At 70.3% G+C, this 15,645-nt stretch carries 13 protein-coding genes; 1 reads left to right on the top strand and 12 read right to left on the bottom strand.

The annotated features are described in order from the left end of the window. Positions 1-32 precede the first annotated feature (32 nt). From pcaF to JN22_RS02250, 12 genes are all read right to left on the bottom strand, one after another. Positions 33-1,235: a 3-oxoadipyl-CoA thiolase gene (gene pcaF / locus JN22_RS02305; RefSeq protein WP_085552342.1), complete on the bottom strand. Its 1,203-nt coding sequence runs from the start codon at positions 1,233-1,235 to the stop codon at positions 33-35. Beyond that, entirely contained in the window at positions 1,235-2,791 is a 1,557-nt protein-coding gene (gene paaH, locus JN22_RS02300) for a 3-hydroxyacyl-CoA dehydrogenase PaaH (protein ID WP_223677521.1), read from the bottom strand. The genes pcaF and paaH overlap by 1 nt, the downstream gene beginning before the upstream one ends. Before the next feature lie 187 nt (positions 2,792-2,978). After that, on the bottom strand, positions 2,979-3,965 hold the full coding sequence (locus JN22_RS02295) for an NADPH:quinone oxidoreductase family protein (RefSeq protein WP_085552341.1): 987 nt from the start codon (positions 3,963-3,965) through the stop codon (positions 2,979-2,981). Positions 3,966-3,969: 4 nt separating this feature from the next. Next, positions 3,970-5,106, bottom strand: coding sequence for a CaiB/BaiF CoA transferase family protein (locus JN22_RS02290; RefSeq protein ID WP_211099543.1), 1,137 nt, complete (start codon positions 5,104-5,106; stop codon positions 3,970-3,972). Beyond that, complete coding sequence (locus JN22_RS02285) at positions 5,106-5,777, bottom strand: 3-hydroxyacyl-CoA dehydrogenase family protein (protein WP_085552339.1); 672 nt, start codon at positions 5,775-5,777, stop codon at positions 5,106-5,108. Before JN22_RS02285 ends, JN22_RS02290 begins: the two co-directional genes overlap by 1 nt. Positions 5,778-5,780: 3 nt before the next feature. After that, entirely contained in the window at positions 5,781-6,656 is an 876-nt protein-coding gene (locus JN22_RS02280) for a 3-hydroxyacyl-CoA dehydrogenase family protein (protein WP_085552338.1), read from the bottom strand. 1 nt (position 6,657) lies between these two features. Continuing rightward, on the bottom strand, positions 6,658-7,830 hold the full coding sequence (locus JN22_RS02275; protein WP_085552337.1) for an acyl-CoA dehydrogenase family protein: 1,173 nt from the start codon (positions 7,828-7,830) through the stop codon (positions 6,658-6,660). Positions 7,831-8,012: 182 nt separating this feature from the next. Continuing rightward, on the bottom strand, positions 8,013-8,768 hold the full coding sequence (locus JN22_RS02270; RefSeq protein ID WP_211099542.1) for an SDR family NAD(P)-dependent oxidoreductase: 756 nt from the start codon (positions 8,766-8,768) through the stop codon (positions 8,013-8,015). A 1-nt stretch (position 8,769) separates the two neighbouring features. Next, complete coding sequence (locus JN22_RS02265) at positions 8,770-9,537, bottom strand: enoyl-CoA hydratase/isomerase family protein (protein ID WP_085552336.1); 768 nt, start codon at positions 9,535-9,537, stop codon at positions 8,770-8,772. Beyond that, on the bottom strand, positions 9,537-11,243 hold the full coding sequence (locus tag JN22_RS02260; protein WP_085552335.1) for a class I adenylate-forming enzyme family protein: 1,707 nt from the start codon (positions 11,241-11,243) through the stop codon (positions 9,537-9,539). Before JN22_RS02260 ends, JN22_RS02265 begins: the two co-directional genes overlap by 1 nt. Positions 11,244-11,270: 27 nt before the next feature. Then, entirely contained in the window at positions 11,271-12,050 is a 780-nt protein-coding gene (locus tag JN22_RS02255) for an enoyl-CoA hydratase-related protein (RefSeq protein WP_085552334.1), read from the bottom strand. Between the two features lie 34 nt (positions 12,051-12,084). After that, positions 12,085-13,320 carry a CaiB/BaiF CoA transferase family protein gene (locus tag JN22_RS02250; protein WP_085552333.1) on the bottom strand — a complete coding sequence of 412 codons (1,236 nt, stop codon included), beginning with the start codon at positions 13,318-13,320 and terminating at the stop codon, positions 12,085-12,087. A 252-nt stretch (positions 13,321-13,572) separates the two neighbouring features. Here JN22_RS02250 and JN22_RS02245 point away from each other — a divergent pair, with 252 nt between their 5' ends. Beyond that, positions 13,573-15,255, top strand: coding sequence for a sigma-54 interaction domain-containing protein (locus tag JN22_RS02245; protein ID WP_085552332.1), 1,683 nt, complete (start codon positions 13,573-13,575; stop codon positions 15,253-15,255). The last annotated feature ends 390 nt before the right edge of the window (positions 15,256-15,645 follow it).

Genomic DNA, 15,645 nt, shown 5'->3' with positions numbered 1-15,645 from the left:
AGACCGGATCACCGGGGCACGGCCGGCGCGCGTCACACCCGTTCGATGATGGTGGCGATGCCCTGGCCGACGCCGACGCACATGGTGCAGAGCGCCCGGCTGAGCCGCGCCTCCTCCAGCTCGTGCATCGCGGTGAGGATCAGCCGCGCCCCCGACGCGCCGAGCGGGTGGCCGAGCGCGATGGCGCCGCCGTTGGGATTCACGCGCGCCCCGTCGTCGGGAAGTCCCAACTGCCGCAGCACGGCCAGCCCCTGGGCGGCGAAGGCCTCGTTCAGTTCCACCACGTCGAGATCGGCGACCGTCAGCCCCTGGCGGTCGAGCAGCTTGCGCACCGCCGGCACCGGGCCGATGCCCATCACCCGCGGCGCCACCCCCGCCGTCGCCATCCCGGTGACCCGCGCCCGTGGCGTCAGGCCGTGACGCTTGACCGCCGCCTCCGAGGCCAGCAGCAGCGCCACCGCCCCGTCGTTGACGCCGGACGCGTTGCCGGCGGTCACCGTGCCCCCCGGCTTGACCACCGGCTTCAGCGCGGCCAGCGCGTCGGCCGTGGTGTCGGGGCGGAGATGCTCGTCGGTGTCCACCACCGTGTCGCCCTTGCGGCCCTTGATGGTGACCGGGGCGATCTCCCGCCGGAAGCGCCCGGCGGCGAGCGCCCGGCCGGCGCGCTGCTGGCTGCGCAGGGCGAAGGAATCCTGGTCGGCCCGGCCGATCCCGTGATCCTCCGCCACGTTCTCCGCCGTCTCCGGCATGGAATCGACGCCGTAGGCCGCCTTCATCGCCGGGTTGACGAAGCGCCAGCCGATGGTGGTGTCGAAGATCGCGGCGTTGCGCGAGAAGGCGCTGTCGGCCTTGCCCATCACGAAGGGGGCGCGGCTCATGCTCTCGACGCCGCCGGCCAGGATCAGGTCGGCCTGGCCGGACTGGATGGCGCGGGCGGCGATGCCGACAGCGTCCATGCCGGAGCCGCACAGCCGGTTGACCGTGGTGCCGGGCACCTCGACCGGCAGGCCGGCCAGCAGCGCGGCCATGCGGGCGACGTTGCGGTTGTCCTCGCCGGCCTGGTTGGCGCAGCCGAGGATCACCTCGTCCAGCCGCGCCCAGTCGATGGCCGGGTTGCGCTCCATCAGGGCGCGGATCGGCACGGCGGCGAGATCGTCGGCACACACCGACGCCAGCGCCCCGCCGTAGCGGCCGAAGGGGGTGCGCAGGCCATCGCAGAGGTAGGCGGCGGTCATCACGAATCCTTTTCGTTCAGCAGGGCGACGCCCGCCAGCGCGCAGCGGCGGAGCAGGGGGGAGGCGCGGTAGCGGTCCTCGCCGTAGGTGCGGGCGAGGTTGTCCAGCGTGCGCAGCACCAGGGCCGGGCCGACGCGGTCGCCCCAGGCGAGCGGCCCGACCGGGTAGTTGACGCCCCTGGTCATGGCGAGGTCGATGGCACGCCCGTCGGCCACCCCCTGGTTGAGCGCGTCGGCGGCCTCGTTGACCAGCATGGCGACGGTCCGGGCGGCGATCAGGCCGGGCACGTCGTCGATCAGGGCGACGCTCATCCCCAGCGCCTGGAACAGCCGGACGGCGGCGGCGGTCGCGGCGGCGGAGGTCTGGCGGGCCGGGGCGATGGCGATGGTTCCCGCCTTCGCCCAGTCGAGCGCCCAGTCGAACAGCACGAGATCCCCGCCGCTCTCCGCCGCGCGCTCGGTGGCGAGCCGCCCGTCGGTCGGCGCCAGCGTGACGGGGCCCAGGCGCAACAGGCCGGGGCCGGCGCTTTCCTCCACCGCGATGCCGGCGGCGCGGATGCGGTCGAGCAGCGGCGCGGCGAAGCCCAGCGCCCCCGCCACCGTCACCGAGGCGGGCAGCGCAACCGACGCGGCGGGCGCGAAGCCGGGATCGGCGGCGGCGGCGCCCGGCCGGTGGTCGTAGAAGCCGCGCCCGGACTTGCGGCCGAGCCAGCCGGCCTCGACCAACTCGCGCTGGACCAGCGAGGGCTGGAAGCGCGGGTCGTTGTGGAAGGCGTCCCAGACGGAACGGGTGACGGCGTAGTTCACGTCGTGGCCGATCAGGTCCATCAGTTCGCACGGGCCCATGCGGAAACCGCCGCAGCCGCGCATCACCGCGTCGAGCGCCGCCGGGGTGGCGGCCCCCTCGGCCAGCACGCGCAACGCCTCGGCGTAGAAGGGGCGGGCGACGCGGTTGACGATGAAGCCGGGGGTCGAGCGGGCCAGCACCGGCACCTTGCCCCAGCCGGCGGCGGTGGCGAGCAGCCGGTCGGCGATGGCCGGATCGGTGGCGCGGCCGCGCACGACCTCGACCAGCGCCATCAGCGGAGCCGGGTTGAAGAAATGCAGGCCGGCCAGCCGCTCCGGACGGGACAGCGGCGCGCCGATGGATTCGATGGAGATGGAGGAGGTGTTGGTGGCGAGGATGCAGTCGGCCGACACGACGCCCTCCAGCGCGGTGAACAGGGCGCGCTTGGCCGTGAGATCCTCGATGATCGCCTCGACGACGAGGCCGGCTCCGGCCAGCGCTTCGAGCTTGTCGCCGGTGCGGATGCGGTCGAGGATAGCGCCGCGGCCCGCCTCGTCGAGGCTGCCCTTGGCGACCAGCCGCGCGAGGTTGGCGGCGATGGTCTGCCGGCCGCGCTCGGCGGCGCCGGCGAAGCTGTCGAACAGCAGCACCGGGTGACCGGCGACCGCCGCCACCTGGGCGATGCCGCTCCCCATCGTGCCGGCCCCGACGACGGCCACGACCGTATCCCTCGGCAGGGCTTTGGCCCCGTTTCCCGCTTTGCCGCTCACTGGTGCCTCTCCACTTATTTTTTCCTTTGAAAAGCCCTCTCTCCCCCGGGGAGGGGGAAGGGGCTTTAAGCACGGTGTTGGGAAGGCACGCGGCGACGGTGGGTGATCCGGCAACCACGCAACGGATCGCCCACCGTCACTGCGGCCCCCGCCCCCCCTCACCGGGATGGGCGGGGCCGGCGCCCGGTCACACCCGCAGCACGACCTTGCCGGTCACCTTGCCCTCGCGCACCAGACCGAGCGCCTGGGCGTAATCCTCGAAGGCGAAAGCCTTCATCACCTTCGGGCGAATGGCCCCGGCGCTGTAGAGGTCGAACAGCTCGGCCTGCACGCGGCGCACCCAGTCGGGGGCGCGGTCGCGGTAGTCGCTCCATTGCAGGCCGCTGACGTGGATGTTCTTGACCAGCAGATAGTTGACCTTCACCTCGGGGATCGTGCCGCTGACGAAGCCGATCACCACCATGCGGCCCCGCCACGCCATCGACCGCAAGGCCGCCGTGAACGCCTCGCCGCCGACCGGGTCGAGCACCACGTCGACGCCGTGCCCGCCGGTGAGTTCCTTGATGCGGTCGCGCAGAGCGTTGCGCAGGTCGGGCATCGACAGGTCGACGGTGTGGTCGGCGCCGTTCTCGCGGGCGATGGCGGCCTGGTCCTCGCCGATCACCCCGGCGATCACCGTGGCGCCGAGGCCCTTGGCGATCTGCACGGCGGCGAGCCCGACGCCGCCCGCCGCCCCGTTGACGAGCACGGTCTCGCCCGTCCTGTACATCCCGCGCTCGACCAGCGCGAAATGCGCCGTCTGGTAGACGAGGCCCATCGCCGCCGCCTCGTCGAAGGACATGGCGTCCGGCAGGACGAAGCACTGGTCGGCCGGGACGGTGATCTCCTCGGCGTAGGCGCCGTATTCGAGCTGGCAGACCACGCGGTCGCCGGGCTTGCAGACCGTCACGTTGGCGCCGACCGCCAGCACCACGCCGGCCGCGTCCTTGCCGGGGCTGAAGGGCGGCTTGGCGAGGATCTGGTACTTGCCGCCGATGACCAGCAGGTCGGGATAGTTCACGCCGATCGACTTGACCGAGACCAGCACCTCGTTCGGCCCGGCCTGCGGCGTCGGGCGCTCCTCGATGGCCATGCCGTCCGGTTCGCCGAACTGGCGGATGGTGATCGCTTTCATGGCGTTACTCCTTGCTGGTCGGAGCGCTGCCGAGCAGGTCGCCGTTCGCCTCGCCCAGCGCCGGATAGCCGGTTTCGGCGGCGTCGGCGCGCAGGCTGGCGGCGAGCGGGGTGGGCAGGGCGGTGATGGTCCGGCCGTCCTGCCCCGCCAGACGGCGGGCGAACAGGCCGCGCTCCCGGAAATGCGGGTTGGCGAGCGCCTCCTCCATGCGGCTCATGACGACGCAGCAGACGTCCTTGCCGGCGAAGGCGGCGCGCCAGTGGCCGGAGTCCTGGCCCGCGATCAGCCCGGCGACCGCCTGCCGGGTCGCGGCCGGGTCCTTGGCATCGTCGCGGAACTCGTCGGGCAGCCCGATGAGGCCGCAGAAGGAGGCCCAGAACTTGTCCTCCAGCGGGGCGGCGGCGAGGAAGCGGCCGTCGGCGGTGCGGTACATCTGGTAGCGCGGCGTGCCGCCGGTGACGAGGTCGCCGCCCGGCACCGGCCATTGCCCCGCGGCCAAGCCGTTGCCCATCGCCCAATAGAGGAAGGTGAACATCCCGTCCGCCATGGCGATGTCGAGGTGGCAGCCCTTGCCGGTGCGGTTGCGCTCCAGCAGGGCCATCAGGATGTTGACCACCGCCGGGTAGGTGCCGCCGCCGACGTCGGCGACCAGCGCCGCCGGCAGGACGGGGGCGCCGTCGCTGCCGGCCGCCAGCGACAGCATGCCGGTCTCGGCGACGTAGTTCAGATCGTGCCCGGCCTCGGCCGCCTTCGGGCCGCTCTGCCCGTAGCCGGTGATCGAGCAGTAGATCAGGCCGGGGTTGACCGCCGACAGCGCCGCGTAGCCCAGCCCCAGCCGGTCCATCACGCCGGGCCGGTACTGCTCGACGATCACGTCGGCGGAGCGGATCAGCGGCATCAACTGGTCCACCGCGCCCGGCGCCTTGAGGTCGAGCGCGATGGAGCGCTTGCCGCGGTTCAGCAGGCCGAAATTCACCGCGTCGGCGCCGAATTTCGGCTCGTAGCTGCGCATCTCGTCGCCGCGTCCGGGGCGCTCGATCTTGATGACCTCGGCACCCGCCTCGACCAGCATCAGCGTGGCGAGCGGGCCGGGCAGCAGCGTGCTGAAGTCGAGAACGCGGATTCCGTCGAGGGGCCGCATCACTTGAGCCCTTTCTCGGCGCGGCGCTTGGCGACCACGGCGCGGCGGGCCGGGGCGTAGTCGGGGGTGCCGAGCGTCTCGAACAGGGCCGACGTGACGTCGTAATGGTGTGCCAGCCCGGTGCGCTCCAGCAGGCTGATCGGCCCCTCGGGGTAGCCGAGCCCGAGCTTCAGCGTCAGGTCGAGGTCGTCGGCCGTCGCCAGCCGCTCGTCGAGGCGGCGCAGCGAGGCGTTGTAGTAGGGGCGGATCAGGCGGTCGATGATGCGGCCGGCGAAGTCGCCGCAGACCGCGACCTTCAGCCCGGCGCCCTCCAGCACCGCCCTGGCGGCGGCGATGGCGCTGTCCGGCGTGGCGGGCTGGCGAACCAATTCCACGAGGTCGGACGGCGCGCCGTCGCCCAGGCGGAAGCGGGCGAAGCCCAGCACGTTGGAGCCCTCGGTCCCCCGGCTCTCGCCGGTGTGGGTGCCGAGGCTCTCGGTGCCGAGTTCGACGAGGATCGCCGCGCGGCCGGCGCGGTCGGTCACGTCGTTCAGCGCGGAGCCGGTGTCGGCGCCGATCAGCACCACCACGTCACCGGAGGAGGACGCCCCGTCGAGCAGCGCCCCATCAAGCAAGGGGTGAGCGGCGGGGAAGGAGCGGCTGTTTCCCGTGTCGATCAGTTGGTAGGACATCGCTCAGCCTCCGAACATCGCGTCTTTTTCGTAGGTGTAGAACCCCCGGCCGGTCTTGCGGCCCAGATGGTTCGCGGCGATCATCCGCTTGACCAGCGGCGGGCAGGCCGCGCGCGGGTCGTTGGTGACGCCGTGCAGCGCCTCGCAGAGCAGCAGCTGGGTGTCGAGCCCGATCAGGTCGAGCAGCTCCAGCGGCCCCATCGGGTAGCCGAGCCCGGCCTTGATGGCGCGGTCGATGTCCGCCGGCTCGGCGACGCCCGCCTCGACCATGCGGATGGCGTCGTTGTTGAAGGGCACCAGGAAGTAGTTGAGGATGAAGCCTGGGTTGTCCTTGGTCTTCACCGGGCGCTGGCCCATCGCCTCGGCAAACTTCCAGGCGGCGTCGAACACCTCGGGCGCGGTGGTCAGGCCGGGCGACATCTCGATCAGCTTCATCAGCTGGGCGGGCAGGCAGAAATGCATGCCGACGACGCGCTCCGGACGCCCCGACCCGCCGGCGATCTCGGTGATCGAGAGGGTGGAGGTGTTCGACGCGAAGATGGTGTGCGGCGGGCAGACGGCGTTGAGATCCGAGAACAGGCCGTGCTTGACCTTCAGATCCTCGAAGATCGCCTCGATCACCACGTCGCACTCGGCCATCGCGGCGATGTCGGTGGTGCCGACCATGTTGCCCATGATCGTCTCGACGGCCTCCGCGGTCAGCTTGCCGCGCTGCACCGACTTGGCGAAGAAGCCCTCGGTCTGGCGCCGCGCGCGGTCCAGCGTGTCCTGGCGGGTGTCGTAGAGGATGGTGCGGAAACCGGCCCGGGCGGCGACGATGGCGATGCCGGCGCCCATCGTGCCGGCTCCGGCGACGCCGACGGTCTTGATCGTGCTCATGTCACTTCTGCCTTTCGATGAAGCTGCGGCCGATCAGTTGGCGGTGGACCTGGTTGGTCCCCTCCCAGATCTGCGTGATCTTGGCGTCGCGCATCAGCCGCTCCACACGGTAGTCCTTGCAGTAGCCGTAGCCGCCAAGAAGCTGGACGGCCTCGGTGCTGATCCGCATGGCGAGGTCGCTGGCGCGCATCTTCAGCATCGAGGCCTCGACGCCGAAATCCTGCTCGCCGGCGTCGATGCGGCGGCCGAGCTGCCACAGCCACGCCTCGCACATGGCGAGGTCGGTCGCCATGTCGGCCAGCAGGAACTGGATGCCCTGGAACTCGATGATGCGCTTGCCGGACTGGCGGCGCTCGTTGATGTAGGCGACGGAATCCTCGAAGGCGGCCCGCGCGATGCCCAGCGCGTGCGCCGCGACGCTGGGCCGCGACTTGTTCAGCGAGGCGAGCAGGATGCGCAGGCCGTCGCCGGGCTGGCCCAGCAGGTTGGCGCGCGGCACCCGGACATTCTCGAAGGACAGCGCCGCCGTGCTCGACGCGCGGTGGCCCATCTTGTCCTCCTTGCGGAGGATGTTGAGGCCGGGCGTGCCCTTCTCCAGGATGAGGACGGAGATGGATTTCTTCGGGTCGTCGATCTCGCTCCACTTGCCGAAGACGAGGTAGAGGTCGGCAACGTCGCCGTTGGTGATGAAAATCTTGCCGCCGTTGACGACGATGTCATCGCCGTCGGGGGTGAAGCGGGTCTTCATGCCGGTGGCGTCGGAGCCGGCGGATTCCTCGGTGATGCAGAGCGCGCCGAGAGCCCCTTCGGCGAGGCGCGGCAGCAGGCGCCGTTTCTGCTCCTCGCTGCCGAAGTCGATCAGCGGCTTCATGCCGTGGAAGTTGGTCGCCCAGACGATGCCGGTCGAGGCGCAGGCCTTGCTGATCTCGCGCACGCAGGCGAGATAGGCGACGTAGGAGAGCTGGGCGCCGCCGTAGGCCTCCGGCACGAACATGGCGTTGAGGCCCAGCTCGTTGATGCCGTGGACGTTGTCCCACGGGAATTCGCCGGCGGCGTCATGATGTTCGGCCTTCGGCGCGATCCGGTCGCGGGCCAGCGCCTGGACGCTCTCCAGCAGCATCGCCTCCTCGTCGGAGAGCGGGATCTGGGCGTCGAGCTTCTCGAAGACGTTCATTCCCTGGTCCTTCTTACTTCCCCTCTCCCGCCCCGGGAGAGGGAAGGGGCCCGCCGCGCAGCGGTGGGAAGGGTGAGGGGCTATCGGAGCATGGATTGCGTACCACGCCCTCTAGCCCCTCACCCTCCCCATGCTGCCGCATGGGTCCCCTCCCTCTCCCGGGGCGGGAGAGGGCCGGTTGGTCAATGCGCGATGCCTTGGCCGCCGTCGAGGTAGATGGTCTCGCCGGTCAGGAAGGGGATGTTCTCCTCCAGCAGCGTGGCGGCGAGCCTGGCGACGGCGTCGGCGCCGCTGGGGCCGCCGGTGGGGATGCGCTTTTGCAGGAAGGCGCTGAGCGGGCCTTCGGACAGCGCCTCGCGGTTCAGGTCGGTCAGGATGTAGCCCGGTGCGAGATTCACCACGCGGATGCCGGCCGGCGCCCATTCCACCGCCAGACAGCGCGAGATCGCCCCGACCGCCGCCTTCGAGGCGCAGTAGGCGAGGTTCCGCTTCACGCCCATGCGGTCGAAGAAGGATCCCATGTTGAGGATCATGCCCCTGGTCTTGGCGAGGTGCGGGTAGGCTTCGCGGGCCGCCACGAACACGGCGGTGGCGTTGGTCGTCATCACCGCGTTGAAGTCGTCGGTGGAGAAGCTGTCGCTGCGCCCGTCGAGATGGATGCCGGCGTTGTTCACCAGCGCGGTCAGCCCGCCCCTGAGGCCGGCCAGTTCGGCGAACACCGCGCGCAGCGATGCCTCGTCGGTCACATCGCAGCGGAAGGGCAGCAGCCGCTCGGCGAGGCCGGCATCCCCGGCCGGCCGCTCCGGGATATTGCCCTTGCGGGTCAGGCAGGCGACGGTGAAGCCGCGCCGCGCCAGTTCGATGGCGATGTCGGCGCCGATACCGCGCCCGGCGCCGGTGACGGCGACGATTCCGTCTTTGATCGAAGTCTGGGTCATGTCAGCGGTCCTGGAAGCTGGCTTTGCGCTTCTCGGCGAAGGCGGCCATGCCCTCGGCGGCGTCGGCGGTCTGGTAGGCGAGGGTGGACAGGTCGGCCTCGATCTTCAGCCCCTCGTGGATCGGCAGGTCGATCGCCCGCTGCACGGCGGAGCGCGCGAAGGACAGCGCCAGCTTGCCGTAGACGGTGAACTCGCGCGCGAAGGCGGCGGCGTTGTCGAGCAGCGGCTCGTCGATCAGCCGGTTGACCAGACCGATGCGCTCGGCCTCCTCGGCGCCGACGGTGCGGCCGGTCAGGATCATCTCCAGCGCGCGGGCCTCGCCGATCAGGCGCGGCAGGCGCTGCGTCCCGCCATAGCCGGGGATCAGCCCCAGCTTGATCTCCGGCAACCCCAGCTTGGCGTTGCGCCCGGCGACGCGGAAGCTGCACGCCAGCGCCATCTCCAGCCCGCCGCCGAAGGCGAAGCCGTTGATCACCGCGACCGAGGGCATCGGCAGGGCGGCCAGCTTGGCGAAGACCGCCTGTCCGAACTCGGCGCCCTTCTTCTGGGCGTCGAGGCTGCGGCCGGTCAACTCCTTGATGTCGGCCCCGGCGCAGAAGGATTTCGGACCGGCGCCGGTCACCAGCAGGGCGCGGGCGTCGCCCCGCGCCACCTCGTCGAGCGCCGCGCCGATCTCGCCGAGGATCGCGAAGCTCAGCGCGTTGAGGGCCTCGGGACGGTCCAGCGTCAGGACCGCCAGCTCATCCAGCCGGGTCAGGGTGACGGGCATCAGGTCGTTTCCCCAGAAAATGTTGGCGTGAGGTTGGGCGTGGTTGCGGCGGGCGCCGTCCAGCGCACCGGGGTCGGTTGCAGCTTGCCGCTCTTGACCCAGTCGATCAGGCCGCGCTTGAGGATCTTGCCGCTCGGCGTCATCGGGAAATCGCCGGTGATCGCCAGATATTCGGGCATGTCGTATTTCGACAGGCCGGCCTCGAACAGGTGGGTCAGGATCGCCTTGGGCGTGGGCGGCGTGCCCTCAACCGACAGGATCAGGCAGACCTTCTCGCCCAGCCGCTCGTCGGCCACCGGGATGGCGGCGGCGATCAGCACGGCCGGGTGGGTCTTCGCCAGATCCTCGATGCGCGACGGATGGATGTTGTGGCCGCCGCGGATGATGAGATCCTTCTTGCGGCCGACGATCTCCAGATTGCCCTTGGCGTCGAAGCGGCCGAGGTCGCCGCTCATGAACCAGCCCTGCCGGTTGAAGGAGTTCTCGGTGGCGCGCTGGTTGTCGAAATAGCCCAGCATCAGGCAGCCGCCGCGCCCGCCGATCTCGCCGATCTCGCCGGGGGCGGCCTCGACGTCCGGCGCGTCCTGCTTCCAGATCCGCACCTCGTAGGCGTTGCAGGCGCGCCCGCAGGTGCCGACGATGGTGTCGACGTCGTCGTCGGGCCGGGTGTACTGGTGCGACCCGTTCTCCGTCATGCCGTAGATGTTCTGCGGCTGGATGCCGAGCGCCAGGAAGCCGCGCGCGGTCTCCTGCGGGATCGGCGAGCCGGCCATGTAGAAGATCGTCACCGCGCCCAGCCGGTCCATGCCCCGGCGGCGGACATCGGCGAGGATATCGATGGCGTGGGTCGGCACGCCCATGATGTAGGTGGCGCCGGTCTCCAGGATCCAGTCGAGCGGCCTCGATCCGGCCGGCGGGTCGTTGACCACCAGCTCGCAGCCGGCGGCCAGCGCCTGCTCCAGCGCGACGGTGCCGATGTGGTGGCTCATCGGGCTGAGGCTGAGCAGGATGGTGTCCGGCCCGTGGCCCCAGTCCTCGACCATCGCCCGGCCGTTGGCCAGCAGCGTGTTGTCGGAGTGCATGACCGCCTTCGGCGCGCCCGTCGTGCCGGAGGTGAAGGCGAGGTAGACCACCTTGTCGGCGTTGGTCACCGGCTCGGCGTGGACCGGACGGCGCGGCTCCAGCGGCGGGAAGGGCAGGTCGGCGCCGCTCCAGCGGTCGCCGTAGGGCTCCAGCCGGTGGATGCGCTTCATCGAGGGCAGGTTGCGCGCGGCGGCGAAGACGTCGGCGGTCTGCGCATCCGCCCCGTAGCCGGTCTGGCCGAAGAAGGCGGCGGCGTCGATGCGCTCCAGCAGCCCGGCGATCTCGGCGACCGTGTAGTTCTGGTGCAGCGACGGGTTGCAGACATAGCCGTTGCGCGAGCAGGCGAGGAAGACCACCACCGCCTCGACCCGGTTGGGCAGCCAGACCGACACGCGCTGGCCGCGCCGGATGCCGCCCTCGTCGAGGTCGTCGGCAACGCTGTCGACCCAGGACAGCAGCTGCGCCCAGGTCAGCCGGCGGACGCCGTCGCGCAGCGCGAAGCGGTCCGGCCGTTCGGCGGCGCGGCGGGCGAGCAGACCGTACAGCGTCTCGCCGCGCCAGATGCCGGCCGCCTTGTAGCCCGCCGCCAGCGCGGGGTCGTGGAGCGTGAGGACGGTGTTCACGACGGTGATCTCCCTAGCCTTGCGGTCTCAATGGCCGAACTTGTCGGCGTCCGGCTTGCGGCGCTCGGCGAAGGAGGCGGCCAGCTCGTGCGCCTCGTCGGTCTCCAGATAGCCCCGCAGCAGCAGGTCGTGCGCCATGCGCGACAGGCCGCTGACGCCGTTGTGGCGGGCGTTGAAGGCGGCCTTCAGCGAGGCCAGCGCGAAGGCGCCGCGGTCGGCGATCTCCAGCGCCATGGCGCGGGTGGCGGCCTTCAGCTCGGCGGCGGGAACGACCTCGTTGATCAGGCCGATCTCGGCGGCCTTGGCGGCCGTCATCTTCGGGTTGCGGAACCAGATGTCCTTCGCCCGCTTCTTGCCGACCAGATCCTCCAGATACCAGGTGCCGTAGCCGGCGTCGAAGCTGCCGACCATCGGGCCGACCTGCCGGAACACGGCGGTGTCGGCGGCGATGGTCAGGTCGCAGACCATCTGAAGCACGTTGCCGCCGCCGACCGCGAATCCGTTGACCGAGGCGATGACCGGCTTTTGCAGCTTTTCGATGCTCTCGTACATCTCCAGCGTCGGCAGCACGCCGGCGTAGAGCTGCGAATCCTCCATGCCGTCCTTGCGGCCGCCGGTGCAGAAGAACCGGTCGCCGGCGCCGGTGATGACCAGAACGCGGGTCCGCGTCTCGCGCCGCACCTCGTTGATGCAGTCGCGGATCTCGTGGCACATGGTGGCGTTGAACATGTTGCCGTCCTCGGGACGGTTCAGCGTCAGGGTGCCGACGGGGCCGTCTTCGGCGTAGAGGATGGTGTCGTAGGCCATGGCTCGCGTTTCCGTTCGTTCGTGGTGTCGGTGGTCAGATGATGCCGGCTGCGGACAGGCTGGCGAGATCCGTCTCGGCGCAGCCGACCAGCTCTCCCAGGATGGCCCGCGTGTGCTCGCCGAGACGGGGCGGCGGCAGGCGGGGGGCCGCCGGGGCGCCGTCGACGTGGATGCCGAGGTTGACCTGCGGGCAGGACCCGCCATCGGCGCCGTGGGGCAGGGCGTAGAACAGGCCGCGCTCCAGCAGATCGGGGTCGGCCGCCACCTCGTCCAGGCGGTTGATCGGTCCGGCCGGCACCTTCGCCTCGGCCAGCAGCGCCAGCCATTCGGCGCGCGGGCGGGCGCGCAGGCGCTCCTGGATGCCGGCGACGATCTCCGGCCGCGCCTCGCGGCGGTGGGCGTTGCTGCCATAGCGCGGCTCGGCCGCCCAGTCCGGCTGACCGAGCGCCGTGCAGAAGCGGCGCCAGATGCCGTCGTTGCCAAGCCCGACGGTCATCGGCCGGTCGGCGGTGTCGAAGACCTGATAGACGGCGATGACGCTGTCGCGCCCGCCCGAGCGCCGCGGCAGCTCGCCCGATCCCAGATAGGTGGCGACGCGCGGGGTCATGAAGCGGGTCATGCTCTCGACCAGCGAGACGTCGATCTTGCGGCCCCGCCCGGTGCGCGCGCGCTCCAGCAGCGCGGCGCAGACCGCGAGCGCGGCGTCCTGCCCGGCCAGCATGTCGGCCGCCGGGGTGCCGACCTTCTGCGGCGCGGAGTCCGGCTCTCCGGTCAGGTCCATGACGCCGCTGTAGCCCTCGGCGATCAGGTCATAGCAGGGCAGGTCGGCGCGGCCGCCCTTCAGGCCGAAGCCGGTGATCGAGGCGACGATCAGCTCCGGCTTCACCGCCGACAGCGTCTCGTAGCTGATGCCCAGCTTGTCCTGCGTGCGCTGGACCATGTTGACGACCACAACGTCGGCGTGGCGGGCGAGGTCGAACAGGATCGCCCGCCCCTCCGGCCGCGTGTAGTCGAGCGTGAGGCTGCGCTTGTTGCGGTTGACGCTCAGGAACCACAGGGATTCCCCGTTGAGAAAGGGGGGGCCCCAGGCGCGGGCGTCGTCGCCGTGCCCCGGCCGCTCGACCTTGATGACGTCGGCGCCAAAATCTCCCAGAAGTTGTGATGCGTAGGGGCCGGCGACGGAGGTCGTCAGGTCCAGCACCCGGACGCCGGCCAGCATCCCGAACGGGGCGGCGTCGGGCGCGTCGGGAAGAGTGTCCATCGGAAGCATGGTGTCTCGCTGTTCCGGCTTGTTGGTCGAACGGATGGTAGCAACCGCCGTGCCAGTTCCAGATTTTTCATTAAGCTATTGGAATTTATCTAATTTTTCAGTGACGCAACGGGGCGGCACTCTGGCTCCTTCTTGGACAATGTAGTCGACGAACACACAGCTACACCAACAATATGTGTTCACAGGGGACAGTGGCTGTGCTTAGGATGCGCCAACGACACCGCCCGGCGGCGGCAGAACAAAGGCATTCCGATGAGCGAAACGCACGACCCGGTCGAGGCCGGCCTGCTGGTCCTCGACGGCCAAAGCAACGTAAGGTTTCAGAGCGGATTGGGCGTCCGGGCCGATGTGCAGGAGCGGCTGAAGGGCCTGCGCGGCCAGTTGAAAGCCCGGCGGCTGTTCGGGATCGAGCTGGACGGCGCGCGCTGCACCGTGCTCGGCTGGCGCGGCGCCGACGCGACGCTGTTCCTCGTCCACCGGGGCCAGCGGGAGGACACGCTGCTCGACTTCATCGGCAGCGTCGATTTCGCCTACAGCATCCTCAACCATCTGGTCAGCAGCCCCTACGAGGGGATGACGGTGGTCGACCACGAGGCGAAGGTCCGCTTCATCAGCCCGGTCCATGAGGGCTTCTTCCGGCTCGGCACCGGCGAGGCCGCCGGCAAGCCGGTGACCGAGGTGATCGAGAACACCCGCCTGCACGAGATCGTGCGCACCGGCAAGGCCGAGATCGGCCGGGTCCAGCAGATGCGCGGCGTCACCCGCGTCGTCAGCCGCATCCCGATCGTCGAGGGCGGCGCGGTGGTCGGCGCCATCGGGCAGGTGATGTTCAAGGCGCCGGAACAGCTCCAGCAGCTCAGCCTGGAGGTCAACCGGCTGCGCGACGAGATCGCCCAGTACAAGCGCGAGCTGACCGGCCTGCGCACCCGCTCCACCGGGATCGAGCAGATCATCGGCACCAGCGACGCCATCCGCCAGCTGAAGGCCGACATCGCCAAGGTGGCGCCGCTCGACGTCCCGGTGCTGCTGATCGGCGAGAGCGGCACCGGCAAGGAGCTGGTCGCCAACGCGCTCCACAGCCTGAGCGCCCGCCACGGCCGGCCGATGGTGATGGTGAACTCGGCGGCGCTGCCCGCCAGCCTCGCCGAGAGCGAGCTGTTCGGTTACGAGCCCGGCGCCTTCACCGGGGCCGAGCGCAAGGGCCGCAAGGGCAAGTTCGAATCCGCGCACAAGAGCACGCTGTTCCTCGACGAGGTCGGCGACATGCCGCTCGACCTCCAGGTCAAGCTGCTGCGCATCCTCCAGGACGGCGTGTTCGAGCGGGTCGGCGGCGAGCAGCAGCGCTTTTCCGATTTCCGGCTGGTGTCGGCGACCAACCGCGATCTCGGCCAGATGATCCAGAGCGAGAAGTTCCGGCTCGATCTCTATTACCGCATCAGCCCGGTCACCCTGCGGCTGCCGCCCCTGCGCGAACGGCTGGAGGATATTCCGGCGATCGTCCAGGGCTTCCTCGCCGGGCTGTCCAGCCGCAACCGCAGCAACGTCCGCTTCGTCGACGACAAGGTCTACGGCTACCTGCAATCGCTGAAATGGCCGGGCAACGTCCGGCAACTGCTGCACGAGGTCGAGCGTGCGGCGATCTTCTCCGACGGCACGACGATCCGCGTCGAGGATTTCCGCCCCTCGGCCCTGCCGGGCATGCCGTCGGTGGTGCCGGCACCGACGGTAGCCCCCGAGCCCGCGGCGGTGGCATCCGGGGCGGCGCCGTCCGCGTCGGGCGCCGACATGCGCTCCACCGTGGAGAATGTCGAGGAATCGCTGATACGCGACGCGCTGAAACGCCATGACGGCAACAAGAAGCGCGCGGCCGAGGAGTTGGGGATCTCGCGTTCCTACCTCTACAAGCGGCTGCGGCTGATCGAGGAGCAGGCGTAGGCGGGGGGCTTGAGGCAAAAAGAAGCCCTTCTCCCCTTGTGGGAGAAGGGTTGGGATGAGGGGTATTCCGCCGAAGGCGGAAAGTTTGCCCCCCCCTCACCCCAACCCCTCTCCCGCGAGGGGAGAGGGGCTTCAGTCGCTCATTGCAAACGCAACAGTGCCTGTCTTCCGCCATGCCTCCAGAAGACACCCTGCCGTCGCCGCCGGTGTCCTCGTCGAGGACATTGTGTTTCCCGGCAACACTGTTCGCGCCGCTGACTGTGTGCTTGGTGGCGGCATTCCACGCTTTCACGGGTTGGCACGGGCTTTGCGACAGTCCCCCTGACAGCCTGTCCTTCCGCCGTCCGCGCCCCTGCGCGACCCCCGACGCGGAGACAGGCGCATCCCAAT

The sequence above is a fragment of the Azospirillum agricola genome, assembly GCF_020005195.1.
In the GTDB taxonomy this organism is placed as follows: domain Bacteria; phylum Pseudomonadota; class Alphaproteobacteria; order Azospirillales; family Azospirillaceae; genus Azospirillum; species Azospirillum agricola.
This window is presented reverse-complemented; position numbering and strand designations above follow the sequence as displayed.